The organism is Candidatus Pelagibacter sp. Uisw_092 (assembly GCF_047729545.1).
Lineage (GTDB): Bacteria > Pseudomonadota > Alphaproteobacteria > Pelagibacterales > Pelagibacteraceae > Pelagibacter.
This window is the reverse complement of sequence record NZ_CP159824.1, coordinates 1,183,168-1,208,770: the sequence shown is the minus strand read 5'-3', so window position 1 is coordinate 1,208,770 and position 25,603 is coordinate 1,183,168. Positions and strand designations below refer to the sequence as shown.

Annotated in this window: 32 protein-coding genes, 1 pseudogene and 1 riboswitch; of the genes and pseudogenes, 20 read left to right on the top strand and 13 right to left on the bottom strand. The window is 29.2% G+C overall.

All coding sequences use genetic code 11. The features are described 5' to 3' along the window. Nucleotides 1-4 precede the first annotated feature (4 nt). A complete protein-coding gene (locus tag ABXT63_RS06705; protein ID WP_415320791.1) occupies nt 5-2,539 on the bottom strand; it encodes an ABC transporter permease in 2,535 nt (844 codons plus the stop codon). Then, nucleotides 2,523-3,188 (bottom strand): ABC transporter ATP-binding protein, encoded by a 666-nt coding sequence (locus tag ABXT63_RS06700; protein ID WP_415320790.1) that lies wholly within the window; start codon nt 3,186-3,188, stop codon nt 2,523-2,525. Before ABXT63_RS06700 ends, ABXT63_RS06705 begins: the two co-directional genes overlap by 17 nt. On the opposite strand from ABXT63_RS06700, the gene ABXT63_RS06695 reads away from it, so the two are divergent. Further along, on the top strand, nt 3,187-3,804 hold the full coding sequence (locus tag ABXT63_RS06695) for an arylesterase (protein WP_415320789.1): 618 nt from the start codon (nt 3,187-3,189) through the stop codon (nt 3,802-3,804). The two genes, ABXT63_RS06700 and ABXT63_RS06695, sit on opposite strands and share 2 nt — an antisense overlap. 2 nt (nt 3,805-3,806) lie before the next feature. On the opposite strand, the gene ABXT63_RS06690 is transcribed toward ABXT63_RS06695, so the two are convergent. Both ABXT63_RS06690 and ABXT63_RS06685 read right to left on the bottom strand, forming a co-directional pair. Further along, nucleotides 3,807-4,898 (bottom strand): PQQ-dependent sugar dehydrogenase, encoded by a 1,092-nt coding sequence (locus ABXT63_RS06690; protein WP_415320788.1) that lies wholly within the window; start codon nt 4,896-4,898, stop codon nt 3,807-3,809. Next, nucleotides 4,873-5,583, bottom strand: a complete 711-nt coding sequence (locus ABXT63_RS06685; RefSeq protein WP_415320787.1) for an SDR family NAD(P)-dependent oxidoreductase — start codon at nt 5,581-5,583, stop codon at nt 4,873-4,875. The genes ABXT63_RS06690 and ABXT63_RS06685 overlap by 26 nt, the downstream gene beginning before the upstream one ends. A 27-nt stretch (nt 5,584-5,610) precedes the next feature. Here ABXT63_RS06685 and ABXT63_RS06680 point away from each other — a divergent pair, with 27 nt between their 5' ends. The 8 genes and pseudogenes from ABXT63_RS06680 to ABXT63_RS06645 all read left to right on the top strand — a co-directional run bounded on the left by ABXT63_RS06680 (nt 5,611) and on the right by ABXT63_RS06645 (nt 10,941). Then, nucleotides 5,611-7,101, top strand: a complete 1,491-nt coding sequence (locus tag ABXT63_RS06680; protein ID WP_415320786.1) for a cryptochrome/photolyase family protein — start codon at nt 5,611-5,613, stop codon at nt 7,099-7,101. Further along, a complete protein-coding gene (locus tag ABXT63_RS06675) occupies nt 7,101-7,430 on the top strand; it encodes a hypothetical protein (protein ID WP_415320785.1) in 330 nt (109 codons plus the stop codon). Before ABXT63_RS06680 ends, ABXT63_RS06675 begins: the two co-directional genes overlap by 1 nt. 1 nt (nt 7,431) lies before the next feature. Beyond that, nucleotides 7,432-7,554 (top strand): DUF2256 domain-containing protein, encoded by a 123-nt coding sequence (locus ABXT63_RS06670; protein ID WP_080515808.1) that lies wholly within the window; start codon nt 7,432-7,434, stop codon nt 7,552-7,554. Beyond that, the gene (locus ABXT63_RS06665) at nt 7,551-7,964 is read left to right on the top strand and encodes a YqaA family protein (RefSeq protein ID WP_415320784.1); all 414 of its coding nucleotides are present in this window, start codon (nt 7,551-7,553) and stop codon (nt 7,962-7,964) included. The genes ABXT63_RS06670 and ABXT63_RS06665 overlap by 4 nt, the downstream gene beginning before the upstream one ends. A 130-nt stretch (nt 7,965-8,094) precedes the next feature. Then, nucleotides 8,095-8,159: riboswitch (SAM riboswitch) on the top strand. Nucleotides 8,160-8,228: 69 nt separating this feature from the next. After that, nucleotides 8,229-9,290: a homocysteine S-methyltransferase family protein gene (locus ABXT63_RS06660; protein WP_415320783.1), complete on the top strand. Its 1,062-nt coding sequence runs from the start codon at nt 8,229-8,231 to the stop codon at nt 9,288-9,290. Nucleotides 9,291-9,353: 63 nt separating this feature from the next. Beyond that, nucleotides 9,354-9,962, top strand: a complete 609-nt coding sequence (locus ABXT63_RS06655) for a MarC family protein (protein WP_415320782.1) — start codon at nt 9,354-9,356, stop codon at nt 9,960-9,962. 42 nt (nt 9,963-10,004) lie between these two features. Further along, nucleotides 10,005-10,724, top strand: a complete 720-nt coding sequence (locus tag ABXT63_RS06650; protein WP_415320781.1) for a type 1 glutamine amidotransferase — start codon at nt 10,005-10,007, stop codon at nt 10,722-10,724. Then, nucleotides 10,721-10,941, top strand: a pseudogene (locus ABXT63_RS06645) (hypothetical protein). The gene ABXT63_RS06650 and the pseudogene ABXT63_RS06645 overlap by 4 nt, the downstream one beginning before the upstream one ends. Here the strand turns inward: ABXT63_RS06645 and ABXT63_RS06640 are convergent. From ABXT63_RS06640 to ABXT63_RS06610, 7 genes are read right to left on the bottom strand one after another with little or no spacing between them, the layout of a single operon-like run. Continuing rightward, nucleotides 10,938-12,080 carry an FAD-binding domain-containing protein gene (locus ABXT63_RS06640; protein WP_415320780.1) on the bottom strand — a complete coding sequence of 381 codons (1,143 nt, stop codon included), beginning with the start codon at nt 12,078-12,080 and terminating at the stop codon, nt 10,938-10,940. The pseudogene ABXT63_RS06645 and the gene ABXT63_RS06640 sit on opposite strands and share 4 nt — an antisense overlap. A 6-nt stretch (nt 12,081-12,086) precedes the next feature. Next, a complete protein-coding gene (locus ABXT63_RS06635) occupies nt 12,087-12,467 on the bottom strand; it encodes a phosphate-starvation-inducible protein PsiE (RefSeq protein ID WP_415320779.1) in 381 nt (126 codons plus the stop codon). After that, entirely contained in the window at nt 12,467-12,925 is a 459-nt protein-coding gene (locus ABXT63_RS06630; protein WP_415320778.1) for a hypothetical protein, read from the bottom strand. Before ABXT63_RS06630 ends, ABXT63_RS06635 begins: the two co-directional genes overlap by 1 nt. A gap of 56 nt (nt 12,926-12,981) precedes the next feature. Further along, complete coding sequence (locus tag ABXT63_RS06625; protein ID WP_415320777.1) at nt 12,982-13,599, bottom strand: DsbA family oxidoreductase; 618 nt, start codon at nt 13,597-13,599, stop codon at nt 12,982-12,984. A gap of 4 nt (nt 13,600-13,603) precedes the next feature. Further along, on the bottom strand, nt 13,604-14,791 hold the full coding sequence (locus ABXT63_RS06620) for an argininosuccinate synthase (protein ID WP_415320776.1): 1,188 nt from the start codon (nt 14,789-14,791) through the stop codon (nt 13,604-13,606). 3 nt (nt 14,792-14,794) lie between these two features. Continuing rightward, nucleotides 14,795-15,307 (bottom strand): invasion associated locus B family protein, encoded by a 513-nt coding sequence (locus ABXT63_RS06615; protein ID WP_415320775.1) that lies wholly within the window; start codon nt 15,305-15,307, stop codon nt 14,795-14,797. Further along, entirely contained in the window at nt 15,298-16,335 is a 1,038-nt protein-coding gene (locus tag ABXT63_RS06610) for an aldo/keto reductase (RefSeq protein ID WP_415320774.1), read from the bottom strand. Before ABXT63_RS06610 ends, ABXT63_RS06615 begins: the two co-directional genes overlap by 10 nt. Nucleotides 16,336-16,395: 60 nt before the next feature. Here ABXT63_RS06610 and ABXT63_RS06605 point away from each other — a divergent pair, with 60 nt between their 5' ends. Then, nucleotides 16,396-17,157, top strand: a complete 762-nt coding sequence (locus ABXT63_RS06605) for a Bax inhibitor-1/YccA family protein (protein WP_415320773.1) — start codon at nt 16,396-16,398, stop codon at nt 17,155-17,157. A 5-nt stretch (nt 17,158-17,162) separates the two neighbouring features. Here the strand turns inward: ABXT63_RS06605 and ABXT63_RS06600 are convergent, their stop codons facing one another. Next, nucleotides 17,163-17,507 carry a DUF2794 domain-containing protein gene (locus ABXT63_RS06600; RefSeq protein WP_415320772.1) on the bottom strand — a complete coding sequence of 115 codons (345 nt, stop codon included), beginning with the start codon at nt 17,505-17,507 and terminating at the stop codon, nt 17,163-17,165. Beyond that, complete coding sequence (locus ABXT63_RS06595; protein WP_415320771.1) at nt 17,500-18,051, bottom strand: septation protein A; 552 nt, start codon at nt 18,049-18,051, stop codon at nt 17,500-17,502. Before ABXT63_RS06595 ends, ABXT63_RS06600 begins: the two co-directional genes overlap by 8 nt. A 78-nt stretch (nt 18,052-18,129) precedes the next feature. Here ABXT63_RS06595 and hspQ point away from each other — a divergent pair, with 78 nt between their 5' ends. From hspQ to ABXT63_RS06545, 10 genes are all read left to right on the top strand, one after another. Further along, on the top strand, nt 18,130-18,450 hold the full coding sequence (gene hspQ / locus ABXT63_RS06590; protein WP_415320770.1) for a heat shock protein HspQ: 321 nt from the start codon (nt 18,130-18,132) through the stop codon (nt 18,448-18,450). Between the two features lie 181 nt (nt 18,451-18,631). After that, on the top strand, nt 18,632-19,342 hold the full coding sequence (ccmC, locus tag ABXT63_RS06585) for a heme ABC transporter permease CcmC (RefSeq protein ID WP_415320769.1): 711 nt from the start codon (nt 18,632-18,634) through the stop codon (nt 19,340-19,342). After that, nucleotides 19,339-19,566, top strand: coding sequence for a hypothetical protein (locus tag ABXT63_RS06580; RefSeq protein ID WP_415320768.1), 228 nt, complete (start codon nt 19,339-19,341; stop codon nt 19,564-19,566). Before ccmC ends, ABXT63_RS06580 begins: the two co-directional genes overlap by 4 nt. Before the next feature lie 10 nt (nt 19,567-19,576). Next, nucleotides 19,577-19,996 carry a cytochrome c maturation protein CcmE gene (gene ccmE / locus ABXT63_RS06575; protein WP_415320767.1) on the top strand — a complete coding sequence of 140 codons (420 nt, stop codon included), beginning with the start codon at nt 19,577-19,579 and terminating at the stop codon, nt 19,994-19,996. A 2-nt stretch (nt 19,997-19,998) separates the two neighbouring features. Next, nucleotides 19,999-21,876: a heme lyase CcmF/NrfE family subunit gene (locus tag ABXT63_RS06570; protein ID WP_415320766.1), complete on the top strand. Its 1,878-nt coding sequence runs from the start codon at nt 19,999-20,001 to the stop codon at nt 21,874-21,876. Beyond that, entirely contained in the window at nt 21,873-22,394 is a 522-nt protein-coding gene (locus ABXT63_RS06565; protein ID WP_415320765.1) for a DsbE family thiol:disulfide interchange protein, read from the top strand. Before ABXT63_RS06570 ends, ABXT63_RS06565 begins: the two co-directional genes overlap by 4 nt. Continuing rightward, nucleotides 22,391-22,765, top strand: coding sequence for a cytochrome c-type biogenesis protein CcmH (locus tag ABXT63_RS06560; RefSeq protein ID WP_415320764.1), 375 nt, complete (start codon nt 22,391-22,393; stop codon nt 22,763-22,765). The genes ABXT63_RS06565 and ABXT63_RS06560 overlap by 4 nt, the downstream gene beginning before the upstream one ends. Next, entirely contained in the window at nt 22,755-23,270 is a 516-nt protein-coding gene (locus ABXT63_RS06555; protein ID WP_415320763.1) for an acyloxyacyl hydrolase, read from the top strand. Before ABXT63_RS06560 ends, ABXT63_RS06555 begins: the two co-directional genes overlap by 11 nt. Nucleotides 23,271-23,279: 9 nt before the next feature. Beyond that, entirely contained in the window at nt 23,280-24,431 is a 1,152-nt protein-coding gene (locus tag ABXT63_RS06550; protein ID WP_415320762.1) for an alpha-hydroxy acid oxidase, read from the top strand. After that, nucleotides 24,431-25,582 carry an alpha-hydroxy acid oxidase gene (locus tag ABXT63_RS06545; RefSeq protein WP_415320761.1) on the top strand — a complete coding sequence of 384 codons (1,152 nt, stop codon included), beginning with the start codon at nt 24,431-24,433 and terminating at the stop codon, nt 25,580-25,582. The genes ABXT63_RS06550 and ABXT63_RS06545 overlap by 1 nt, the downstream gene beginning before the upstream one ends. Nucleotides 25,583-25,603 lie beyond the last annotated feature (21 nt).

Here is a 25,603-nt window from a genome sequence, read left to right as displayed (position 1 = left end):
TTTTTTATTGATTTCTAATTAAGGGATAAACTTTTGGGTTTAAGTATTTTAAATTTGTTAACATGATTAAAAATAATGTTACTAGGCCAATACTTCCACTAATACTAAATAATATTTTTAAATCTAATTGCCAAAATAATTGAAAGATATTTTCAATAACATAATAAGAGCCAATTACTGCAAAAAATATTGCGATTGATATTACTGAAAAAAATATTAAAACAAATTCTATAACAGAAGACAGAATAATTTCTTTTTTTGAAAAACCTAAAATTTTAAAAACTAAGTTTTGAAACTCTTTAATCTTACCTTGTACAATAATTGCACTAGAGATAACAATTAAGCCTATAATAATTGTAATTGCTGAAATCAAAATTACAGCGATAAAAACTTTGTTTAATATATTAGTTACCTTTGTAAGATAATCAGCAATTCTTATAATTGAAATACTTGGTAGTATTTCTAATAGTTTGGTTTCTTTGAATTTTGTTTGATCCTCAAATTTAGCTGTTGCTAAATATTCGTGTGGAATAGTGTTTGCAAATTCTGGATTGAACAACATAGCAAAATTTATAGATAAATCTCGATAATCAACTGCTCTAAAATTAACTATTTTTCCTTCAATCTCTCTTCCGTAAATATTAAGTGTAAAAATATCTCCCAACTTTATATTAAAATCTCTTGCAACTTCACTATCTAATGAAATTTGAAGTTTGTTAGGTTCTGATAAATCCCACCATTCACCTTCGGTTATTGGATTATCTTCAGGAACTTCAGCTGCCCATGATGAACGTCTATCACTTCCAATTACCCAATAACTATTATTATCTTGTTTAATATAAGTTCTTGGATTTACTCCATTAATCTTAACAATGCCTGTCGCAACTAAAGGTACTATTTCTAATTTTGCATTGGAATCCATTTTAATAATCGCATTCTCAAATAAATCTCGATCAGAATTTTGTATTCCAATAAAAAAATAATCAGGCGCAATCTCAGGAATAGATTTTGCAATTTCTCTTTTAAAATTTGTGCCAACCAATGCTAGTGTTAATAATAAAGTAACACCTAAACCCAAAGACATAATTGTGATTGGAGTAATACCTTTCGTTTGAGTAATATTCTTAATTGAAACTTTAAGAGGGATATTAGACATATTTTTTAAACTTTTTAATAAAAAAACAATAAATTTTGAAAGTAAAAAAAATACAATCAAACAAATGAAAAAAGCTAAAAAATAACCTAAGCTGTATAAAGGTCTTGCTGAACCAATGACAAATAACATTACTAAAGCTGATAAAAACAATAAACTTACAAAGATAGATTTTTTTGAATAATAAAATTGTAAATTTTGAAATACATTTCTAAATAAATTAGAGGCCTTTACTTGATCAATTGCATTAATGGTTGGAATAGAAAAAATGATTAATACCAGCATGCCGACAAGGAATATCTTAATAAAATTAGTCAATGAAAATAAGGGTTTAATATTTAACCCTAGACCTTCAGATAAATATACATCAGCCACAGGAACCAATAAAAAACTTAAAGCATAAGAGGCGACACTTACAAAAGTAAGTAAAATTAATAATTGTAGATAATATATGGTCTTTATATTTAATGAAAAAAACCCCAAAGCTTTCTTCACTGCAATAGACATATTGCTGTGATTAATAAAAGATAAAAGAGTATTTGCGATACCAATACCAGCAATTAACATAGCGCTAATAGACACAAGAGATAAAAATTGTGAAAAATTATCAATTACTCTTCTAAGACCACTAGCTGAATTTTCAGGATATCGCAGTCTTACCGTAAGATCATCTTTAAATATTTCTTTAATTTTATTCCTAGTTTTTTTTGTATTATCTCCTTCATTAAATTTAACCTTATATTCATAATTTAAAAAGCTACCCAGGCTATTAAGTTTTAATAGCTCTAAAGTTTCTTTACTTGTTACTGCAAAATCACCAAATGCTACAAAGCCACTAACATCAGGTAGTGATTTTATCACACCAACTACTGTAAATAACTGATTTTGAACTTTAATTTTTTCATTCACTTTGAGATCTAAAGTTTTAAAGATATTTTCATTAACAATAATGGTATTTTTTTCTTGATGAATTCTATCCATTGCTCCAAGAGGCTCATGAATAACCTCTCCGTATAGTGGATATTTTTTATCAACTGTTTTAATTCGAGTGAATAATGACTGATTAATATCATTTATTCCTGAGACCATGGTTGTAAATTCAACCATTGAAGAAATTGTTGTAAACTCTCTTACTTTATCAACTAACTCCAAATTTCCTTGCACTCTATTATAATCAATTTCAACATCTCCGCCTAATAAAGATTTAGCATTATCATTTAGTTCTTTTTTTAAACTGTCTTCAATAGTTAAAATTGCACTTAAAATAAAAAGACTGATAAATAATGTAAGAATAATACTAAAAATTTTGCGATAGTTTCTCACAAGATCTCTAAACGCATATTTTAAAATTAAATTAAATTCAGAAATTTTAAACAATTTTTCCATCTTTAATTTTGATTTTTCTTTTGGCTTTATTAGCTAACTGAGGGTCGTGAGTTACCATGATTAAAGAAGAACCTTCTTCTTTGACGTAATTAAATAATATATTTGATATCATTACTGAGTTTTCACTATCCAAGTTACCAGTTGGTTCATCAGCTAATATTAGCTGAGGCTTCATAGCTATTGCTCTTGCTATAGCTACTCTTTGCTGTTCTCCACCTGATAATTGACTTGGTAAATTATTAAATCTGTTCTTTAATCCAAACCGATCCAATAATTCTTTTGCTTGTTGTTCAGGATTTTTAAGTTTGTTTAGCTCTAGGGTTAAAGCAACATTTTCTACTGCTGTATAATTTGGAATTAAATAAAAAGATTGAAATACAATTCCAATGTTTTTTCTTCTTATCTCAGAAACTTCATCTTCAGAAAGAGTAGTTAAATCTTGATCTTGAAAATAAATTTTGCCTGAGGTTGCTTTTTCTAAACCCCCAATTAACATAATTAAACTAGTTTTTCCTGATCCACTTTCACCAACAATAGAGATGGTATCCTTTTTTTTTGTTGTTAAATCAATATTGTTTAAAACTTTTATAGTTTCTTTGTTAGTTTGGTATTTAAGATTTATCTTTTTTAATTTAAGAAGAGTGCTCATGAATAAAAGTTTTATTATTAAAATAATTGTCTTCTGTCTAGTTACAATAAAAGTATTCGCAATAGAAAAAATTGTATTATTTGGTGATAGTTTGATGGCTGGGCACGGCTTAAATAATGAACATCATTTATCAGTAGTTTTACAAGAAAAATTAATATCTGAAGGTTATAGAATTGAAGTAGTTAATGGCAGTGTTTCTGGAAGCACCTCTTCTGGTGGTTTAAATCGAGTTGAATGGATATTATCTAACTCAAATATTGATTTAGTAATTTTAGGTCTTGGAGCAAATGATATGCTTAGAGGTATTCAGCCCAAAGAGACTAAAAATAACTTAGAAAAAATAATAAAAACTACACAAGATAAAAATATTAAAGTAATTTTGGCAGGCATGATTGCACCAACTTCTTATGGGATTGAGTATAAAAATTATTTTGATCAAATTTATCCAGATTTATCAAAGCAATATAACTTGCCATTAATACCTTTTTTGCTAGAAGGTGTTGCTTTAAAACCTGAATTAAATTTAAGTGATGGAATACATCCAAATGAAAAAGGTACAATTATTATTAGCAAAACCTTACAGGAAATAATTTTAAAAAATATTCCATCAAATTAAGATTAATTCTTTTCCATTAACCATAAAGCATTTTCACTTAAGAAAAATATTTTACCATTAGACGGATGAACTTGAATATCTCTTATTCTTCCAACATTATTTTTAAATATAAGATCTTCTTTCGCATTAGTTAGATCATTAAATATTAATTTTCTTAAAGATTTATCTTTTAAAGAAGTAACTAGTGCATGCCCATTCCATTCTTTAAATTCATTTCCTTTATAAATTGTAATAGCACTAGTAGCTATGGAAGGTACCCAATATTGAATTGCTTTAGTAAAACCTCGCTTCCATTTAGGACCAATCTTTGTTCCTGAGTAATTTTTTCCACCCCAGCCTAAAATTTTCCATCCATAATTTTCTCCTTTTTTAGCTTCTCCAAACCAATCCCCACCTTTTGCTCCATGATTACTTAAATATATTTTTCCATCATAATCAGAGAGTGTTAAACCTTGTGGATTACGAACACCTATTTGATAAATTTCAGGTAACCAGTTTTTTTTACCTTTGAATTTTGGATTATCTTTTGGAATCCGACCGTCAGTATGAATTCTAATAATACTACCAGGATGTTTTGTAGGATCTTGAGCAATCATGCCTTGGCCTCGTTCGCCAACTGATGCATACAGATAGTCACCTTTAATCGCCAATCTTGAACCAAAATGATAACCAGAGTCTATAGGAGGGTTTGCTTGGAAAATATTTTTAAAATTTAATTCTTGTTTATTTAATGATGCTTTTGCAATTGACGTACTTGTTTTTGAGTCACCTCTATTTTCTGAATAGGAAATCCAGAGGACGTTATCTTGGTGAATAATATCTAATAATCCACCTTGGCCGACTTCTAAAAAGTTAAGATCATGTTTAATCTCGGAAATTTCTTTTGAAACAACATTAACGATTTTAATTTTTCCTCCTTTTTCAGTAATAATGATTTCTTCATTATTAATGAATGAAGATCCCCAAGGCTCATTTAGTTCTATTATTTTAGTGAATTTATAATTGTTGGAATAGCTTTTTGAGGCAAATAAAAGAAAAAAAATTATTAATAAAAAATATTTTTTCACTTTAAGAAAGCTTTGATCTACCACCATCAACAGCTACTATCTGTCCAGTAATCCAAGAGCTTTCTTCAGTAATTAAAAATTTAGCAAGTGCCGCAGAATCTTTTCCTTCACCCAATCTTTTAAGAGGATGCGCTTTAGCAATTCCTTCTGCGATCGCTGGATTTTTTAACATTGGTTCTGCGATTTTAGATTTTGATAAGCTAGGTGCTATGCAATTTACTCTGATATTTGGAGCAAACTCAGCAGCCAGTGTAACAGTTAATCCTTCAACAGCAGCTTTAGCAGAAGCAATAATTGTGTGATTAGTAAAACCTCTTTGAGCGGCAACAGTTGAAAATAAAACTACTGAGCCTTTGTTCTTTTTTAAACTTTCCTGAAATCCTTTAATAGCTTCGATCGCTGAGTAAAGGTTTAGTTTCATACATTTATTCATATCAGCCTCTGTAACCATTCTTAATGGTTTTAAATCAATAGAGCCCACACAGTAAGCAACCCCTTTAATATCATTAATATCTGATTTTACTTTTTCTATAAACCCATCTTCTAAAACATCAGCAACCGTATAAGTGCAACCCAATTTTTCTGCGATTGCTTTAACTTCACTTTCATTTCTTGCTACTAGATGAATATCACTACCTGAATTTTTTAATTGTTCAGCTAAACTAGAACCTACAGAACCTGTCGCACCAAAAATAAGATATTTTTCTGACATATAATTTTTATTTAGTTATATTTAAATATGAAATTATTTTTTATACTTGGTAATCAATTATTTCCATTAAAATATCTAGACCGCTTCAAAAAGGACCATACCTTTTATATGGTAGAAGACTATGGATTATGCACTTATGAAAAGCATCATAAGCAAAAGATACTGCTATTTCTATCTTCTATGAGGTCTTATGCAGACAACCTTAAGAAGAATAAACTTAAACTAGATTATGTAAAAATTGAAGATAAAGAATTTAATGATGACTATTTTAAAAAATTAAAGAAAGTAATTACACAAAAAAAAATAACAGAAATTTCAAGCTTTGAGATTGAGGATAAATTTTTTGAAAAGAAAATTTCACAATTTTTAAAAAAAGAAAAAATTAATTGGAATGTTGTTCAAACCCCAATGTTTCTAAATTCAAGAGATGAGTTTAAAAACTATTTAGCAAAATCAAAAAAACCTTTTATGGCGACGTTTTATAAGGAGGTGCGTAAAAAGTCAGGAATATTAATGGGAGCAGATGGAAATCCTATTGGAGGTAAATGGAGTTTTGATGAAGACAATAGAAACAAACTGCCCAAAGATATTTTTGTACCAAAATTTCCAAAAATTGATGAAACAAGTCATACCAAAAAATTAAAACCAATTATTGAAAAATTATTTAAAGATCATCCTGGAAGTACAAATAATTTTTGGTTGGCAACAGAATATAGTGATGTGGTTAAACTGTTAGATTTTTTTATTAAAGAAAAATCCAATTTATTTGGTGATTATGAAGATGCCGTTAACCAAAAAGATAATATTTTATTTCATAGTGCATTAAGTCCGTACATTAATTTAGGATTGATAACTCCTGAAATTATTATTCAAAAAATTTTAGAATTCCATAAAAAATACAAAATTAGAATGAACTCGCTTGAAGGTTATATTCGTCAGGTAATTGGTTGGAGAGAGTTTATGCGTGGTATTTATCAAGGTTACTCTGATGAAATGGAAACCAAAAATTTTTTTAAACATAATAGAAAAATGAAAAAATCTTGGTATGAGGGTACAACAGGTTTACCACCACTAGATCATGCAATTAAAAATGCTGTTAACCATGGCTGGTCTCATCATATCGAGAGACTGATGATTTTATCAAATATAATGAATCTTTGTGAGGTTAAACCAACAATTGTTTACAAGTGGTTTATGGAAATGTTTGTGGACTCATCTGATTGGGTAATGGTTCCCAATGTTTATGGAATGGGTTTATTCAGTGATGGAGGTATTTTTGCAACGAAACCATACATTTGTGGATCAAGTTACTTTATGAAAATGATGGATTTTAAAAAAGGGGAATGGTGCAATACGATGGATGGTTTGTATTGGAGATTTATAGATAGAAATAGAAAATTTTTTTTAAAGAACCCTAGACTATCAATGATGGTTTATGTTTTTGATAAAATGAAAGACGAAAGAAAGAAAATGATTTTATCTGAAGCAGATAAATTTATTAAATTAAATACTGCATAATGTATATTTCTATAACAGGTATAAAAGTTAAAGACTTTTTTGGAATGTTAAAATTTATGAGATACACAACACCAAGTTTTACAGCAGCAAGAAAAGCAAATGGGAATTTGTTTTGTGAATCAAAAAAGATAAATAAGTATTACCATACCCTGACCGCTTGGGAGAATAAGAATAAAATGATGGATTATTTAAGAGGCAAACATCATGCGTCGGCAATGAAGAATTTTAGATCTATTGGAACAGGTTCTGTTTATGGATATGAGGATGATCTAATGCCAAGTTGGGACGATGCAATAAAAAAATGGAAACAAAATTTTAAAGAAATTTAAATTGAAAAAAGAAAATCTACCCTCAAAAATTTGCCCTGTTTGTAAAAGACCCTTTGTTTGGCGGAAGAAATGGAAGTTAAATTGGGATAAAGTTAAGTATTGCTCCAAGAAGTGCTCGAAGTGATTTACTTATCTTTATTTGTTATATCTTTTTTAGCGGCAACCATTTTACCATTTTCATCTGAGCTTACATTAGCAGGGTTAATTGTAACATCGAATTATGATAATTTCTTATTATTAATCGTTGCAAGCTTTGGGAATGTCTTGGGTTCAGTTGTTAACTGGGTTTTAGGTTTTTATTCGAGAAATCTTACTACAAAAAAGTGGTTTCCATTTAAAGACAAGCAAATAGAAAACTCCTCAAAATGGTTTAGTAAATTTGGTAAATGGTCGTTGTTATTTGCCTGGGTGCCAGTTATTGGAGATCCACTAACATTAGCAGCAGGATTACTTAGAGTTAAATTTATAGAGTTTGTAATTCTAGTAACTATTGGAAAATTCAGCAGGTACTCTTTAATTTATTATTTAATTTGACAGTTATAGAAAAAAGTGGTGATATGAACTTGCGCTGAGTTAAGTTAAATTGCAGAGCGCTTTATAAATCCTGCTAAAGCGACACTTCAACCACCGCTTTAGACAAGGTGGTTTTTTTTATCTTTTATAAAATTAAGCCGGGCAGTTGAACCATATTGTGCGCCCTGCATTTGCTTAAGCACTAAAAAGGAGAAAAGAGGCCTATGAACTTAACCCTCTTGTTAGAATGTAACCTTTTTTCTCTAAAAAAATTGGAGAAAAAAAATGAGTACAAATAGACTAAAAGAAAGATTAGATAAAGGACCTGTTATATGTGCGGAAGGTTTTTTGTTTGAAATAGAAAAACGTGGGTATATGGCATCTGGTGAATTTGTTCCGATGGTATCCCTAGATCATCCTGAAGTGTTAGAAAATTTACATAGAGAATTTCAGCATGCAGGATCTGATATTGTTGAAGCCTTTACTTATAATGGGCATAGAGAAAAAATGCGTGTGATAGGTAAGGAAGAACTTCTTGAACCTTTAAACCGTTCAGCATTAAAAATTGCTAAAAAAGTTGCACTAGATACACCTAAAGGATCAAAACCAAATTTGATGGCGGGTAATATCTCTAATTCAAACATTTGGAAGCATAACGATTCTCAATCTCAAAAAGAAGTTGAAGGAATGTTTTCTGAAATGATTGGTTGGGCCGTTGAAGAAGGGGCTGACATGTTAATTGGTGAAACTTTTTATTACGCTGAAGAAGCGTTTAAAGCACTTGAGGTTATGAAAAAAACTGGTTTACCAACAGTATTAACAATATCTCCGATGGGTGAAAATAAAATGAGAGATGGAAAATCTGTTGTTGATACCTGTAAAGAACTTGAACAGCGTGGAGCAGATGTTGTTGGTTTAAATTGTTTTAGAGGGCCAGCAACAATGTTGCCTTTTTTAAAAGAGATTAGAAAAGCAGTTAAATGTCATGTTGGAGCTTTACCTATTCCTTATAGAACCAGTGAAGATTACCCAACATTTTTTAATCTACCAGATAGAAGTAATTGTCAGTGTCCATCACCACATGGAAGAACATTTCCTACAGCTCTAGATCCACTTCTTTGTAACAGATATGAAATAGGTCAATTTGCAAAATGGGCAAATATTTTAGGAATACATTATCTTGGAGTATGCTGTGGAGCAAACCCAATGTTGATTAGAGAAGTTGCCGAGTCAGTTGGCTTAACTGTTCCAGCAAGTAAATATAGAGAGAAGATGGAAAATCATTTTATGTATGGAAAAAATAAAAGAATTCCAAAACATATGACTGAATACGGAGATAAAGCATAAATTAGATAATTAAAGTTAGTTACCTAGACTTACTAAGTTTAGGTAACTATGTTACACAAACTGATGCTTGAAATATTTATTAAGACATTCTTCTTATATTTTATTGTTATTGATCCACTAGGTAATACACCAATATTCTTAGCAGTTACTCAAAACATGAGTAGCCAACAAAGAATTAAAACTGCATTTAGTGCAACAATAATTGCATCAATCATATTGCTATTCTTTGCATTTCTTGGAAGCACTTTATTAAGTTATTTGAATATATCTTTTCCAGCATTTACAATTGGTGGAGGTATCATTTTATTAATAATATCTATGGAAATGTTGTTTGATAAAAGACAACAACGAAAAGAAGACGACATTGATTTTAATTCTGAAAATGTGAGTGTATTTCCTTTAGCGACACCTATTATAGCAGGACCAGCTGCAATTACATCGGTCATTGTATCGGTTTCAGATATGGGAAGTAATTTTACAAACCAATCTGTAGGAATGATTGCTTTAGCTTCAGTATTAATTTTAACTTTTATATTTTTTTTTACAGCCTCAAAATTTTCTCAGATAATAAACAAAAAAGTTATTAGTGTAATTTCAAGAGTAATAGCAATTATTTTAGTTGGGTTAAGTGTTCAATATATTTTAGACGGAATAAAAACTTTTTTAGCTTAAAATATTGTTCTTAAGTATATTTTAAAATACTATAGATTTGTAATGAATATAATTGTCTTACAGCACATTAAGATTGAAGACCCAGGTTTTATTAAGGATTTAATGTTGGCTGACAATGTTAATTTGACCACCATAGAATTAGATGAAGGTGAAAAAATACCAAATGATCTGACAAAGTTTGATGGAATGTTTTGTATGGGCGGTCCAATGGACACTTACATGGAAAAAGAACACCCTTGGCTAGTTGATGAAAAAAAGAAAATTAAAGAATTTGTTGTAGAACTTAAAAAACCATATTTAGGGTTTTGTCTGGGTTGTCAGCTGTTAGGTGAAGTTGTTGGTGGTAAGGTTGTGCAATCTAAGCCTCCAGAAATTGGAATAATGGACATAAATTTTTCTAAAGAAAAAGAAAATGATATTTTATTCTCATCTTTTCCTGAAAAAATTAAAAGCTTGCAATGGCATTCTTATGAAGTTGATGGGCTTGATAACAATAAAGATGTAACAATTTTAGCTTCATCTCCGGTTACTAAATATCAAATTTTTAAATATCAAAAGCATGCTTATGGAATTCAATTTCATATTGAAATTAAAGATACAACAGTTAACGAATGGGGGTGTGTTCCAGAATATAAGCAGGCTCTAGAAAATCAATTAGGTGAGGGAGCTTTAGATAAATTTAATCAAGCTGCAAAAAATAATGTGTTTGATATGAATAATTACTCCAAGATTCTTTATGAGAATTTTAAAAAGATATTATGAATAATAAATTTTTTGAATGGGCAGGGGTTGTTACGGCAATTCTTTATTCTATGTTTGTAGCCTTAAACATTGGAATAGAGTTTTTGGGATTTTGTTTGTTACTATTATCTGCTATTTTAATTGGTATCTGGGCATATAGAGGAGGTCACAAGGGATACTTGTACTACAATTTTTTTATGCAACAGCTGGTATAATTGGAATGATACGTTGGTTTTAATTAAAATAAGCAATAATTTTTGGAATATAATTCTTAAAATTAAAAAAACCTTTATTGCAATATTGCCAAGAAAACTGATCCAACTTTCTATATAAAAATTTAATATTTCTTAATTCATTATTTTGAATAAAATCCAAATTTTCACCAACAGTTGGATAAAAAGCATAAACATCTTCAGTAATATTTTTTAAATCACTAATGTTGATAGTTTCACAATTAATTGATTTTTCTTCTAATCTTATTTTTTGATTCTCTAAAAGCTTAGCTTTAAATTTCAACACTTTTTCACTTAATTTGATAGCTCTATTTGCATCATTTGAGACTAACAAAATTTTCTTAAACTTATGTTCTTTAAAATCAGAAAATTCAAATGTCATATTATTTTCAAATATTAATAAAGTTTTACCATCAGAAATCTCAGAATTTTCAAAGCTCTTATTAGTAACAGAATATGTTTTATCACTGGATATAGGTTTGGTATTTTCATTAAGTTTTATGTTTTTAAATCTATTATTTGTAAATTTATTTATGTTCCATTCACTTGCGAGGTAATGCTTGCCTTGAGTTTGAACTCCAGCTACCCATCTCCAACCAAGCGTATTTGATGCAGCATCACCATCATAAAGATGTTGCATAAAAAATTCTGCACCTAATTGCCATGGTAACTCTAGTGTAAAAATCCAAATACTCGCAAACCACATTCTTGTGTGGTTATGAAGATAATTGTTTTCTTTAAGTTCAATTACCCATTGATTAAAACAATCTACATTTGTCTTTCCTTCAATTGCATCCAAATAATTTTGATTATTTTTAAACTCATTTCTAATTTTACCTAGTTCATTCAAGTAATCTGACCAAACATTAGGTCTTAATTCTAACCAACCTTTCCAATAAACACGCCACAGAATTTCCTGAATAAATTTTTCATTTTTTGCAAATGAAAACTTTTTAAGTGATTTATTAATTACTTCTAATTCATTAATTATTCCGTGTGTTATATAGGGGGATAAACAAGAAATATTAGATCTATTACTAGGTCCAAAATCAAAATTTCTTAGTTTTGAATAATCAGTAAGATTTTGTTCTATAAAATTATTTAATTGATCAACGGCTTTAGCCCTTGAAGCTTCAAATATCATTTTAAATTATTTAGATTTTCTTTTCTTAAGGCCTAATTTATCACTATGTCTTAATCTAAGAATAACTATTGCAGATGCAATTAAAACTATAGCTATAGCTTCATAGACTAATGCTGATGGATCCATTTCTTTTCCTTGTAATATAATAAATCGAGCCAGGGCAGTTATCGCAATTAGAAGAGGCAAAGTTATACTAATTGATTGCTGATTCCAAAAAACTCGAACCATTGCCAAAACTTCCAAATAAAGAAACATTAAAAGTAAATCTGCCAACGTTACAGATTGATTTAGAAACATATTATTAATTTCCATACCAACAGCAATTACAGTGCTTACTAAAATAATGCACATTAATGCTAACTGTAAATTTTTTGCTATTTTATCCATTACTTATCTTTACTAAATGGTAGCCATTTTTCAAACACTGATTTTGATGGACCATCATAAGGGATTGAATAAGAGCTAGGGTTGGGACTTGTTAAGACCTCTATTCCTTTAGAAAATACAAAGATAAATACAATAACAAAAACAATAACCATAATTTTAAATGGATCAAAATTTTTAGTTTGGAATACACTGCTAGATTGTGCCTCTGCTTTATGAAAATGTTTGAATGTCATATAGACTGCAAAAATAAGTCCAACGTGTGCTATATAAAGACCAGCCCAACCAAAGGCAAAAGTTGTATAAGAAAAAATATATAAACTAAAGACAGTTGTCCAAACGAAGCTTAGAACTAACAAAATTTGTAATCTCACAGATCTTGGCAGAGCTCTTAGATCATTTTTGCTGTCATCAAACAAAATATTTGCTGCATCTATCATCCAATTTTTTAGTGCTTCCATATAACCAGAATAGATATTTATACGTTAAAGGCAAAGGATAAAGTGTCCTTTAATTTTTAGCTTAAATTGGACTTTATTGCACTTTCCAAATTTGCAGAGCTTTGGGCACCTGAAATAAAATCTGTCCCTATCTCGAAGAAAGGTACTCCATTAATTTTTTTCTCTCTCACAACTGAAATATATGAATTAACTTCTTTAATATTTTTTAAATTAAAAAAATCATTAATTACATCTGCATTAATATTAAATTCTTTTCCAATATTAATTAAGATTTCTTTATCTCCAATATCAAGACCTTCAATAAAATATGATTGATATATTTTTTCTTTAATTTCGTTGTGCACATTAGATTGTTCGGCTAATTTTATTAATAAGTGAGAAAATACTGTATTGGGTGTTTTCTTTATCTTATCTAGATTAAAATTAAGATCTTCCTGTTTAGCCTCATTAGTCATTTGATCATACATTGGTTGAGCGAACTTTTTTCCACCAAACTTTATTTCTAAGTATTTGTTTCTTTCAATTCCTTCTTTTGGCATATCAGGATTTAATTGAAATGGGATATGTTCTATCTCAAAATTAGTTTTAGGAAATATTTTTAATACTTTATCTAATCTTACTTGACCAATAAAACACCATCCACAAATTGTGTCAGCAAATACTTTTATTTTCATTATTTTATGAACGAAGTTTTTTTTTATGAAAGTTAATAAATCGTTCTACGTTTGATTTATTAAAAGTTTTATTTTCTTCGAAAGAAACTTTTTTCATTGAGTAAGCACTACTTTTTGTTTGTCTAGACATTATAGTAATATTACCTTTATATAATTTAAGTTTAACAGTGCCATTTACTTTACTTTTTTTAAGGTCTACAATTTTTTGAAGTTTAAATCTTGCTTTTGAGTACCAATAACCATTATAAATAAGTTCAGCATATTTAGGCATAATCTCATCTTTTTTATGCATAGTTTCTTTATCTAATGTAACTGACTCAATTGTTCTATGAGCAGACATCAACAATGTTCCACCCGGTGTTTCATAAACTCCTCTTGATTTGATTCCAATAAATCTATTTTCAACTAAATCAACTCTGCCTATTCCATTTTTACCTGCAACATCATTAAGTTTTTCTAATAAGTTTCCTGGAGATAATTTTTTACCATTTACAGTTATAGGATCTCCATTTTTAAAGCCTATAGATACAAAGGAAGCTTTGTTAGGTGCTTTTTCTGGAGAAACTGTTCTTTGAAAAAGAAACTCGGGTGCTGCATTTTTTGGGTTCTCTAAAACCTTACCTTCAGTTGAAGTGTGATATAAATTATCATCAATAGAAAATGGTGAGGCACCCTTTTTATCAGTAGGAATTGATATGTTATTTTTTTTTGCATATTTAATTAAATCAGTTCTAGAGTTTAATTTCCATATTCTCCAGGGGGCAATAATTTTTACCTTAGGACCAAAATAATGATAACCTAATTCAAATCTTACTTGGTCATTGCCTTTTCCAGTAGATCCATGAGAAACAGCATAAGCACCAAATTTTTTAGCAACAGCAATTTGTTGTTTTGCAATCAAGGGTCGTGCAATTGAAGTACCTAATAAATAAACACCTTCATAAATTGCGTGCCCTCTAAGCATTGGAAAAACATAATCTTTTACAAAAACATCTTTTAAATCTTCAATGATAATATTTTTAACACCCAATTTTTTTGCATTAGTAATAATTTTTTTTCTGTCAATTTCTTGACCCACATCAGCGGTGTAACAAATAACTTCTGCATCATAATTTTCTTGTAGCCATTTTAAAATAATAGACGTGTCCAATCCACCTGAGTAGGCAAGCACTATTTTTCTCTTTGTTTTCATTTATTAGCTACAATTTGCTTTGGTAGCATTATATGCTTTTGTAAAACCTAATAATGAATAGTGGTCGATTGTTCGAGACCCATTTTGAGTGTGACCTTGAACCATTATTCTAGATCCTTTTTTCATAGTCTTGATCATTTTCTTCTCTAATTTATTCTCTTTATCTGATATCCAAGCAAAACCATCTTGCATAAGATCAAATGCATATTGATTTTTTCCAGAAATTACCTTAACCAAATTTTTATTATTAAATTCATATCCACCAGTAACACTTATTTCATGGGCTATATTTTCTCTTGGTCTAAAGCTAATAAATAATCTTGCCTCCCTCGGATTATTCTTAGGTGACTGTAGAACAGGTTTAGATTGTGCATAACAAACCTTACCTTTTTCACCATTCATTACATATGTTTCCCAGTCCTTGTGTGTACCCATTTTCTTCACCTCTTCAGCACTAACTTGACCCACAAAGTTAGTTACTAAAAACAGAATTATAAAATTTTTAATTATGGACATGGGTTGGGGTAAATTTTTTGTACTTCATTTATTTCTTTAATTATGACTTCAGTTAAGTTTATATTTACACTTTCTATGTTTATTTTCAACTGCTCCATGGTAGTGGCACCAATAATAACTGACGTTACAAAAGGCTGAATTTCTAAAAATTTTAAAGACATTTGAGCTAAGTCTAGACTATGTTTTTTTGCAATTTCGTAGTACGCATCCACTGCTTTACTTGAATTATGTTTATTATATCTAGTCCAAAATTCCCCATCACGTTCAATTCTTGTACCTTTTGGCATTTGATTATTTCTATATTTTCCAGATAGATAACCACAAGCTAAAGGAGAGTATGCTAACAAACCAGCTTTTTCTCTAACAGACATTTCTGCAAGACCAACTTCATAAGTCCTATTTAGTAAATTATAAGGATTTTGAACTGAGAGCATTCTTGGAAGTTTTTTATTTTCAGATAGTTCTAAAAATTTAGATAGTCCCCAGGGTGTTTCATTTGACAAACCAACATGTTTTATTTTTCCTTGATCAATAAATCTTTTTAAATTTTCTAAAATATCTTCAAATTGAGTCCATTCATTAGTGTAATTATGTTCATATCCTAATTGTCCGAAAAAGTTTGTTTTTCTCTCAGGCCAATGTAATTGGTATAAATCAATATAATCAGTCTTTAATCTCTTTAAACTTCCATCTAGCGCTTCAGTAATATTTTTAGTTCCAAATTGGTTTCCACCACCTCTTACATATTCTCTCATTGGCCCACATACTTTAGAAGCCAAGATTACTTTGTCTCTTTTTTTTGTTTTCTCAAACCAGTTTCCAATAATTACTTCCGTATCTCCAAATGTTTCTTGTTTTGGAGGTATGGAATAAATCTCAGCAGTATCCCAAAAGTTTACACCTTGATCTAAGGCATAATCCATTTGTTCAAAACCCTCATTTTGAGTATTTTGTTCGCCCCAAGTCATAGTACCGAGACAAATAGTACTTACTTTTAAATCCGTATTTCCTAGTTTTTTATAATTCATAATAATTAAGCCTTATTAAGACATCTTGAAATAATAGTAAAAGGCTATTATATGTAGGCTATGATATTCAATAAACAAAATTTGCTAAATAAAGTAAAAGAAGCCCAACAATCAACAGTAGTAATGGATGAGGGCTTAAGAGCCTACATGCTAAAAGTCTACAACTATATGGCTTCTGGTATTTTGCTAACAGGACTTGTGTCTTTAATATTTTTTAAACTATCTGTAGTAACAGATGCTAACGGATCGATTGTTGCTTTAACAAGTATAGGAAACACAATTTTTCTTTCAGGTTTTAAATGGATTGTAATGTTGGCGCCTCTTGGAGTTGTCTTTTACATGAGTGCTAAAATTAATAAAATGGCAGCGTCTACTGCCCAAACAACTTTTTGGGTTTTTGCCTCTCTAATGGGAATATCTTTATCTTCAATATTTTTAACTTACACTGGAGCTAGTATTACCAGAGTGTTCTTTATTACCTCTATTACTTTTGGTGCAATGAGTTTGTATGGCTATACAACTAAAAGAGATCTTACAAAATTAGGATCTTTCTTAATGATGGGCTTAATTGGTATTATTGTTGCATCGGTTGTTAACATGTTCTTAAAATCTTCAATGATGGATTTTGTAATCTCAATTCTAGGTGTTTTAATTTTTGTAGGCCTTACTGCTTATGACACTCAAAAAATTAAAAACATGTATGTATCAAGTGATACAGGTGAATTGATGGGTAAAAAAGCTGTAATGGGTGCCTTAACTCTTTACCTAGACTTTATAAATTTATTTATAATGTTGTTAAGATTATTTGGTCAAAGACGATAGTCTTTTTATTTCTTAAGGTTTTTCCAATTAGTATTTTTAAGTAAAATCTCTAGATCGAAAGAATTTTTTAAAACTTTACCATTAGAGTCTGTAATTAAATATTTTAGATTTTTATTGGTTGGTTTAAAATTTTTACAGATTTTATATAAAGCATTCTCTGCAGCATTTTTAAAAACACTAAAACTCACTTGTCTGCTTGAAATATTTAAACCATAATCTTTCCATGACCCTTTAGAGACCATTTTTGCATATAAATCTAAAATAACCTTCAGCTCATTCTTTTCAAAAAATTGTCTTTCTTCTATTTGATTTTTTGGATTGTTAATGACTAGTTTTAAATTTCTATTCATCAAGTTTATGTTTATTAATTAGTGATATTTGGAATGCCGTAAAAACGAGGGTTATTGGCAGCATTCCCCAAACCTTAAAGTTAACCCAAAACTCTTCTGTTTGTGTTCTCCAGACGCACTCATTTAAGACTGCAAGACCAAAAAAAAAATACATCCATCTTTTGTTTAATAATTCCCAACCAATGTCGGTTAGAGTAATTGATTTACCCATAATCTTTTTAAGAACAGGTTCATTTGTAAAATATTTTCCAAAATATAAAGCAAGGGCAAATAAAATATTAATAATTGTTGGTTTCACATAAAGAAAAACTGGATCATTAAAATAAATTGTTAGACCACCAAAAAATGTAATTAAGACACCACTTATTAAAGGCATCATAGGTATTTTTTTTTCAAAAAACCAAACAACTATTAGTGCAATTAATGTTGCAACTATAAGTGGAGGAATTGCAACTGCTAGGTTCTTATCATTGTTATAATAATAATAAAAAAATATAGCTAAAGGCCCAAAGTCTGTGGCAAATTTAAGAAAAGATTTATTCACTTGACAGATATTAACATATTAAAAAAAATATAAATGTTTTTTATTGATTTTTTTTTTTAAATCCCCATATTAATACTAATGGCAATTCAAAAAGCAAAATTTTCAATTGGAGACATTGTAAAACATAAACACTTCGAGTTTAGAGGTGTAATTTATGATGTGGATTTTGAATTTAATAATTCTGAAGAATGGTATCAATCTATTCCAAAAAATGTTCGTCCTAGAAAAGATCAGCCTTTTTATCACTTACTTGCTGAAAATGATGAAATTACTTATGAAGCATACGTTTCTCAGCAAAACTTGTTGATGGATGATTCGGAAGACCCTATTAAACATCCTTTAATTGAAGAGATTTTTTCAGGCAGAAAAGGCTCTAGCTACTTTAAGCCCTCTAATTAATTCTTTTTTTTAACACAATTAATTCAAATCTTGGACACAGATTGTAGTTATATTTAATTATATTCTGGTCAAGAGTGTTAAATAACGTTTTTATCATTAATGACTCCCTCTACATTCTTGATCAGGGTAGCTTTCTATAATAAAAACAAAATTATCTTTTTTTAATATATATAATTTAAATATGTTTAAATCTTTTGAACCTAATAAAATATTTACGATCACCTCTAAGGCACCAAAGTATGTTTTATTTTTATTTATAGTTATATTAACAATTGGGTTAACAGAAGCACTCGTTCTATCTCCAGAAGATTATAAACAAAGCGATGCAGTAAGAATTATGTATGTTCATGTACCGGCTGCTTGGATATCACTTGGAATATTTTCAAGTTTAGCTTTGTTGTCTTTTGGAATTTTTGTTTTTAAAAATAAAAATTTTGCTCTAATTGCTAAAAGTTTAGCACCTTCAGGATTTATTTTTAATATCATAGCGTTAGTTACAGGTTCAATTTGGGGAAAGCCAACTTGGGGCACTTGGTGGGCCTGGGATGCAAGAATAACTTCTATGTTAATTTTAGCTTTATTTTATGGATTGTATTTATTGGCTTGGAGAATTTATGAAGACAAAGAACAAGTATTAAAAGTTACCTCCTTGATTGCAATTTTAGGGGTGATAAATGTTCCCATCATTAAATTTTCTGTTGATTGGTGGAATACGCTACATCAACCAGCTTCAATTAATATTTTATCAACCAACACAGCAATTCATTCATCAATGTTAGTCCCATTAGGTATTATGACTGCGGCATTTGCCCTTTTTTCATTACTCATTTTTTTGATGAAATATAATACTGAACTGATAAAAGTTAAAAATAAAGGATTAGATAGATTATGATAAATGAGATAATTTCAATGAATGGATATGGAGCTTACGTATGGTCAGCTTTTTCATTCACATTGATCAGTTTTACAGCCTTGTATTTTGTAACTAAATTACACCTTTCAAAAGAGCAAAAAAAATTTGCTTTTAAATTTGGTTCTCTAAATGTTGAGAAAGCTAGAGCTGCAAGATCACAAAATATTAATAGAGAAATATTATCCAATACATCAAACATTTAACCAATAAACCATGTATGGTAAAAAGGTTAAATTACGATTTATATTCTTAGCATTAATCTTTGCATCGATAATTTTATCAGTTTTTTTAATTTTACAATCATTAAAAGAAAACGTTGTATATTTTCAGTCTCCGTCTGAAATAAAGGCTTTAATAGAATTAAATAAAAAAAAAATAAGAGTAGGAGGGATGGTCAAAGAGCAATCAGTTTTTATAAATTCTAATGAAGTTAATTTTATTATTACTGACTTCAAAAATGAAATTAATGTTATTTATTCAGGAGTAGTCCCCAATTTATTTGCTGAAGGAAAAGGAGTAGTTGCTGAAGGTTTTTTAAAAGATAAGAATTATTTTACAGCTACTAAAATTTTGGCAAAACATGATGAAAATTATATGCCCCCAGAAGTTAAAGAAGCCATGGGAGATAAATAAAATTGCTAGCTAATCAGATAGGTTATTATTCTTTAATTTTAGGGTTACTCCTTTCATTTTTACTTTGTGTTGTTTCAATTAAGGACTTTAATAATATTAATAAGCAGATTAACCAAACTATATTATCCCTATCTTTTCTACAGTTAGTTTTTGTAATTGTAAGCTTTTTGAGTTTGATTACATCTTTTGTAAACTCAGACTTTAGTAATGAGACAGTCTTTAATAATTCTCACACAACCAAACCATTATTCTATAAAATCTCAGGAACTTGGGGAAACCATGAAGGAAGCTTATTGCTATGGTTATTAGTATTAACTTTATTCATTTTTCTATTTTTAATTAAATCAAGAAAACAACCTAAAAAATATAGAATTTTAACTTTATTATTTCAGCAAATAATAATTATAGGGTTTTTCTTATTTATATTAATGACATCTAATCCTTTTAATTATTTATTTCCAATTCCTAATGAAGGCCTTGGTCTTAATCCAATTTTACAAGATCCAGCTCTAGCAATACATCCTCCAATCTTGTATTTAGGTTATGTCGGCACCTCTATAATATTTTCATCATCTCTTGCTGCGGTTACGCAAAACTATGTTTCAAAACAATGGGGACAGCATATTAAAAAATGGGTTTTAGTTTCTTGGATTTTTCTAACTATAGGGATTATGCTTGGATCAATTTGGGCATATTATGAACTAGGATGGGGAGGTTTTTGGTTTTGGGACCCAGTTGAAAACGTTTCTTTGATGCCATGGCTAACATTGACTGCATTATTACATTGTATTTTAGTGTTAGAAAGAAGAGCTACATTAACATCTTGGGTAGTTATATTATCCATTACAACATTTACTCTAAGTATGTGTGGAACTTTTTTAGTAAGGTCTGGAATATTAAATTCTGTACACACATTTGCAAATGATCCTGCAAGAGGTATGTTTATATTAATATTTTTATTTGTACTAATTGTCTTATCGTTAGGAATATTTTTTATATTTCACAAAGAAAATAACAAAAGTTCAAATAATTTTTTTTGGCTTAGTAGAGAAACTTCTATCTTAATGAACAATTGGTTTATGATGTACTATCTATCTGTTGTTCTAATAGGCACAGTATATCCAATTTTTCTAGATGTGATATCTGGTGAAAAGATATCAGTAGGCCCACCTTTTTATCAAAAATTAATTGTTCCTTTTTTAATACCATTTTTACTATTCATGTCTCTTGGACCAAGACTTAAATGGATTAAATCAAAAATTGAGAATAAGACTTCACTTATTATCACATTTATAATTTCGATAATGTTAACTTTTTTTATTATTAAAAATTTAACTACTGACTTACTTTTTTATACAGTTTTAATTTCTGCTGCTTTTTTTTTATTTTTTACAACTTTAAAAGAATTATTTATTAAAAAATTAATTAATATTTCACAAACAGTTTCACACTTTGGTTTTAGCTTATTAATATTAAGTATTCTGTTTAATAGCATTTTATCCTCAGAAATTATAACCAACATAAAAATTGGCGAAAAATATGATTATAATAAAAGTGAAATTTTTTTTAAAAAAATAGAAGAAAGAAAAGAAAGTAATTTTAACACCATTGTTGCTTATTTTGATATAAAAGACAAAAATGGAAAAACGATTGAATTAAAACCTGAGATTAGAATTTATAATCAACCTCTAATTATTACTAGTGAGGCAGATATAAAAACAACACTATTAGAAGATAAGTTTTTAGTAATGAACCTTGTAAAGGGTAATGAATATTTTAATATTAGATATCAAGTAAAACCATTTATGGTTTGGATATGGATCTCAGTTTTACTATTAAGTCTTGGTGGATTAATGAGTTTATTTAAAAGAAGGATATGAAAAATAAGTTTGGCTTATTTATTGTAATTATATTTTTAAGCTTTTGTTTTGTTATTTTTTATAAAGGAATAAATGCTCCAAATAATTATATACCCAAGCTTAATGAAAAAAAAATTGTCCCAACCTTTAAAGCTAAGGACTTTTATTCAAATAATTATGTAAATTCAGATAAAATTTTTGAAGAGAATATCTTTTATATTGTAAACATTTGGGCATCCTGGTGTGTCCCTTGCAGAACAGAACACCCTTTGTTAATGCAATTAAGTAAAAATAAATCGATTAAACTAATTGGATTAAATTATAGAGACAATTTTAATAATGCAAAAAAATTTATTAATGACTTTGGTAACCCATATTCTCAAATTTTAATTGATAAAGATGGCACTTTAGGAGTTGAATTTGGAGCTTATGGAGTTCCAGAAACTTTTTTAATAGATAAAAGAAAAAATATAATTAAAAAATTTGTTGGCCCAATCAATCAAGAAATTGTAAATGAAATTAGATTAATAATTAAATGAAAATTTTAAAAATATTTATAATCCTATTTTTAGTCACAAGCTTTTCTGAATTAAAATCAGATGAAGTAAACGATGTTCAAAAAAATAAAATTTTAAAAAATATTCGTTGTTTAATTTGTCAAGGACAATCAGTTTATGATTCAGAATCAGAATTTGCCGTTAGTATTAAACTAATTGTGGATAGAAAAATTAATGAAGGATTAAATGAAAAGCAAATATATGAATTTATAATAGAAAAGTATGGTGATTGGATAATTTATGATCCAAAATTAAATAAAAACACTTATATATTGTGGTTATTACCGTTATTGTTATTTTTAACAGGTGGTGCGATAATATATAAAAAAATTTCAAAAAATAATGAAAAATAATTTTTACATTAAAGTTTTATCAACAGTTATTTTAACAATATTTTCTTTTGTTGTTAGTGCAGAGGAAAATACTAGTGAACATGAATATAATATTTATGCAGGAAACTTTGATTTTAGTGATCATAAGCAAAAAGCCATCTTAGTTGGATTTCAACATCAAAATGAAAAATTAAAGAAAGATACTTTTCTGGGAAATATTTCTCCTATAACAGGAGGATTTATAACTGAAAATTCAGCTGTATATTTATATACAGGTGTGGAATGGAATTATGTAATGGGTGACAAACTTAAATTTACCCCAAGTTTTGCTCCAGGAATTTACCATGAAGGCGATGGTAAAGATCTAGGACATGTCTTAGAGTTTAAAACTGAAGTACAACTATCTTATTCAATTTCAGAAAGTACAAATTTAGGAATGTCATATAACCATATATCGAATGCAAGTTTAGGAGATAAAAACCCTGGGGCAAATAGTTATATGTTCAATTTATTAAAAAACTTCTAATATAGCTCTATGAATTTAAATGATTGTCACAATTTTAGTGACTTTAGAAGATTAGCTAAAAAAAAATTACCCTCACCTATATTTCATTACATCGATGGTGCAGCTGATGATGAAATTACGTATGAAAGAAATACAAGCTCATTTAATGATGTTGATTTAGTTCCAAATGTTTTAAGAGGTGTTGAAAATGTTGATTTATCTACAACAATTTTTGGAAAAAAATTAGATCTACCTTTTTATCTTGCACCAACAGCTTTACAGAGACTATTTCATTATGATGGAGAAAGAGCAGTTGGAAAAGCGGCTCAAAAATTTAATACAATGTTTGGTGTTTCAGCTCTTGCAACTGTGAGTGTTGAGGAAATAGCCTCACTAGTTGATACACCAAAAATGTTTCAGTTTTATTTTCATAAAGATAGAGGTTTAAATGATTCTTGTTTAGAAAGAGCAAAAGCAGCTAAATTTGATGTTATGGCTTTAACAGTAGATACAATAACTGGAGGAAACCGTGAAAGAGATTTAAGAACTGGATTTACTTCACCCCCAAAGCTTACACTTTCAAGTCTTTTTAGTTTTGCAACAAAACCAATGTGGGGAATAAACTATTTAACAAAAGGTAAATTTGAATTACCTCATCTTCAAGACCATGTAAAAGAGGGTACCGACACTAATACTTCAATAGGACAATACTTTTCTACTATGTTGGATCAATCCATGAACTGGAAAGATGCTGAAAAACTTTGTTCTCAATGGGGTGGTCACTTTGCACTTAAGGGAGTAATGAGTGTTGAAGATGCAAAGCGAGCTGTTGATATTGGATGCACAGGAATAATGGTTTCAAATCATGGTGGGAGACAACTAGATGGATCTAGAGCACCCTTTGATCAGCTTGCTGAAATTGTTGATGCTGTTGGAGATAAATTAGACGTAATTTGTGAAGGTGGATTTCAGAGAGGAACTCACATGCTTAAAGCGTTATCATTAGGTGCAAAAGCATGTTCAGGAGGAAGATTATACCTTTATGCTCTAGCCGCTGGTGGACAAGCAGGTGTTGAGAGGGCTATTGAAAAGTATAAGGCTGAATTAGTAAGAGACATGAAACTAATGGGTTGTACTAAAATTAGCGACTTAAACAGAGATAATTTAAGATTTAGAAAATAGTGAATTTAAAAGACTGTTACAACTTTAGTGATTTTAGAAAATTAGCAAAAAAAAGATTACCTTCTCCAATTTTTCACTACATTGACGGTGGTGCAGATGATGAGACAACACTGAGAAGAAATACAGAATCCTTTAATGACTGTGATTTAGTTCCAAATATACTTGCGAGCGTTGGTAAACCAAATTTATCAACAACTGTTTTTGGAAAAAAAATTAATATGCCAATTTTTCTTTCACCAACAGCTATGCAAAGACTTTATCATCATGATGGAGACAAAGCATCAGCAAGAGCTGCGGAAAAATTTGGAACTTTTTATAGTATGTCAACAATGGCAAATAATAGTATTGAGGAAATTGCTGATATTTCAAGTGGCCCAAAACTATTTCAGCTTTATGTTCATAAAGATAATTCCATTACTGATGATTTGATAGATAGATGTAGAATATCTAGTTTTGATGGAATGTGTTTAACGGTTGATACATTGGTTGCAGGTAATAGAGAAAAAGATCACAGAACAGGCTTTACAACTCCACCGAAACTTACATTGCAAAGCTTAATGAGTTTTGCTCTTCACCCACAGTGGGTATTTAATTATTTTACTCATGGAAAATTTGAAATGTCTAATGTTAAAAATAAAACAGACAAAGGAACTAATATTGCAAAATCAGTAATTGAATATATTAATGAACAGTATGATCCAGCAATGAGCTGGAAAGATGCAGAATATTGTGTAAAAAAATGGAATGGGCCTTTCGCACTAAAGGGAGTGATGTCAGTTGATGATGCAAAAAAAGCTATAGATATTGGCTGTACAGCAATAATGGTTTCAAATCATGGAGGAAGACAGTTGGACGGATCAAGATCACCTTTTGATCAAGTTTCAGCCATTAGAGAAGCTGTCGGAGATAAACTAGAAATAATTTTGGATGGAGGAGTAAGAAGAGGAACTCATGTTTTAAAAGCTTTGGCTGCGGGTGCAACTGCTTGTAGTTTTGGAAAGATGTTTTTATTCTCTTTGGCTGCAGGGGGTCAACAAGGAGTTGAGCATTTATTACAAAATATGCACGATGAAATTAATAGAAATATGGTTTTAATGGGCTGTAAAAACCTAAAAGAACTAAACAGTTCAAGATTAATTTATAGAAAATAAAATTTAACTATATTTTTTATT

Excerpts from the sequence above, each read along its gene's own strand:
- ABXT63_RS06700 (WP_415320790.1), bottom strand. The coding sequence starts at position 3,188 with ATGAGCACTCTTCTTAAATTAAAAAAGATAAATCTTAAATACCAAACT.
- ABXT63_RS06690 (WP_415320788.1), bottom strand. The coding sequence starts at position 4,898 with ATGGTGGTAGATCAAAGCTTTCTTAAAGTGAAAAAATATTTTTTATTA.
- ABXT63_RS06685 (WP_415320787.1), bottom strand. The coding sequence starts at position 5,583 with ATGTCAGAAAAATATCTTATTTTTGGTGCGACAGGTTCTGTAGGTTCT.
- ABXT63_RS06550 (WP_415320762.1), top strand. The coding sequence starts at position 23,280 with ATGAATTTAAATGATTGTCACAATTTTAGTGACTTTAGAAGATTAGCT.
- ABXT63_RS06610 (WP_415320774.1), bottom strand. The coding sequence starts at position 16,335 with ATGAATTATAAAAAACTAGGAAATACGGATTTAAAAGTAAGTACTATT.
- hspQ (WP_415320770.1), top strand. The coding sequence starts at position 18,130 with ATGGCAATTCAAAAAGCAAAATTTTCAATTGGAGACATTGTAAAACAT.
- ABXT63_RS06640 (WP_415320780.1), bottom strand. The coding sequence starts at position 12,080 with ATGATATTTGAAGCTTCAAGGGCTAAAGCCGTTGATCAATTAAATAAT.
- ABXT63_RS06560 (WP_415320764.1), top strand. The coding sequence starts at position 22,391 with ATGAAAATTTTAAAAATATTTATAATCCTATTTTTAGTCACAAGCTTT.
- ABXT63_RS06695 (WP_415320789.1), top strand. The coding sequence starts at position 3,187 with ATGAATAAAAGTTTTATTATTAAAATAATTGTCTTCTGTCTAGTTACA.
- ABXT63_RS06675 (WP_415320785.1), top strand. The coding sequence starts at position 7,101 with ATGTATATTTCTATAACAGGTATAAAAGTTAAAGACTTTTTTGGAATG.
- ccmE (WP_415320767.1), top strand. The coding sequence starts at position 19,577 with ATGTATGGTAAAAAGGTTAAATTACGATTTATATTCTTAGCATTAATC.
- ABXT63_RS06635 (WP_415320779.1), bottom strand. The coding sequence starts at position 12,467 with ATGGATAAAATAGCAAAAAATTTACAGTTAGCATTAATGTGCATTATT.
- ABXT63_RS06680 (WP_415320786.1), top strand. The coding sequence starts at position 5,611 with ATGAAATTATTTTTTATACTTGGTAATCAATTATTTCCATTAAAATAT.
- ABXT63_RS06620 (WP_415320776.1), bottom strand. The coding sequence starts at position 14,791 with ATGAAAACAAAGAGAAAAATAGTGCTTGCCTACTCAGGTGGATTGGAC.
- ABXT63_RS06600 (WP_415320772.1), bottom strand. The coding sequence starts at position 17,507 with ATGAATAGAAATTTAAAACTAGTCATTAACAATCCAAAAAATCAAATA.
- ccmC (WP_415320769.1), top strand. The coding sequence starts at position 18,632 with ATGTTTAAATCTTTTGAACCTAATAAAATATTTACGATCACCTCTAAG.
- ABXT63_RS06615 (WP_415320775.1), bottom strand. The coding sequence starts at position 15,307 with ATGTCCATAATTAAAAATTTTATAATTCTGTTTTTAGTAACTAACTTT.
- ABXT63_RS06565 (WP_415320765.1), top strand. The coding sequence starts at position 21,873 with ATGAAAAATAAGTTTGGCTTATTTATTGTAATTATATTTTTAAGCTTT.
- ABXT63_RS06630 (WP_415320778.1), bottom strand. The coding sequence starts at position 12,925 with ATGGAAGCACTAAAAAATTGGATGATAGATGCAGCAAATATTTTGTTT.
- ABXT63_RS06555 (WP_415320763.1), top strand. The coding sequence starts at position 22,755 with ATGAAAAATAATTTTTACATTAAAGTTTTATCAACAGTTATTTTAACA.
- ABXT63_RS06605 (WP_415320773.1), top strand. The coding sequence starts at position 16,396 with ATGATATTCAATAAACAAAATTTGCTAAATAAAGTAAAAGAAGCCCAA.
- ABXT63_RS06655 (WP_415320782.1), top strand. The coding sequence starts at position 9,354 with ATGCTTGAAATATTTATTAAGACATTCTTCTTATATTTTATTGTTATT.
- ABXT63_RS06705 (WP_415320791.1), bottom strand. The coding sequence starts at position 2,539 with ATGGAAAAATTGTTTAAAATTTCTGAATTTAATTTAATTTTAAAATAT.
- ABXT63_RS06660 (WP_415320783.1), top strand. The coding sequence starts at position 8,229 with ATGAGTACAAATAGACTAAAAGAAAGATTAGATAAAGGACCTGTTATA.
- ABXT63_RS06650 (WP_415320781.1), top strand. The coding sequence starts at position 10,005 with ATGAATATAATTGTCTTACAGCACATTAAGATTGAAGACCCAGGTTTT.
- ABXT63_RS06625 (WP_415320777.1), bottom strand. The coding sequence starts at position 13,599 with ATGAAAATAAAAGTATTTGCTGACACAATTTGTGGATGGTGTTTTATT.
- ABXT63_RS06580 (WP_415320768.1), top strand. The coding sequence starts at position 19,339 with ATGATAAATGAGATAATTTCAATGAATGGATATGGAGCTTACGTATGG.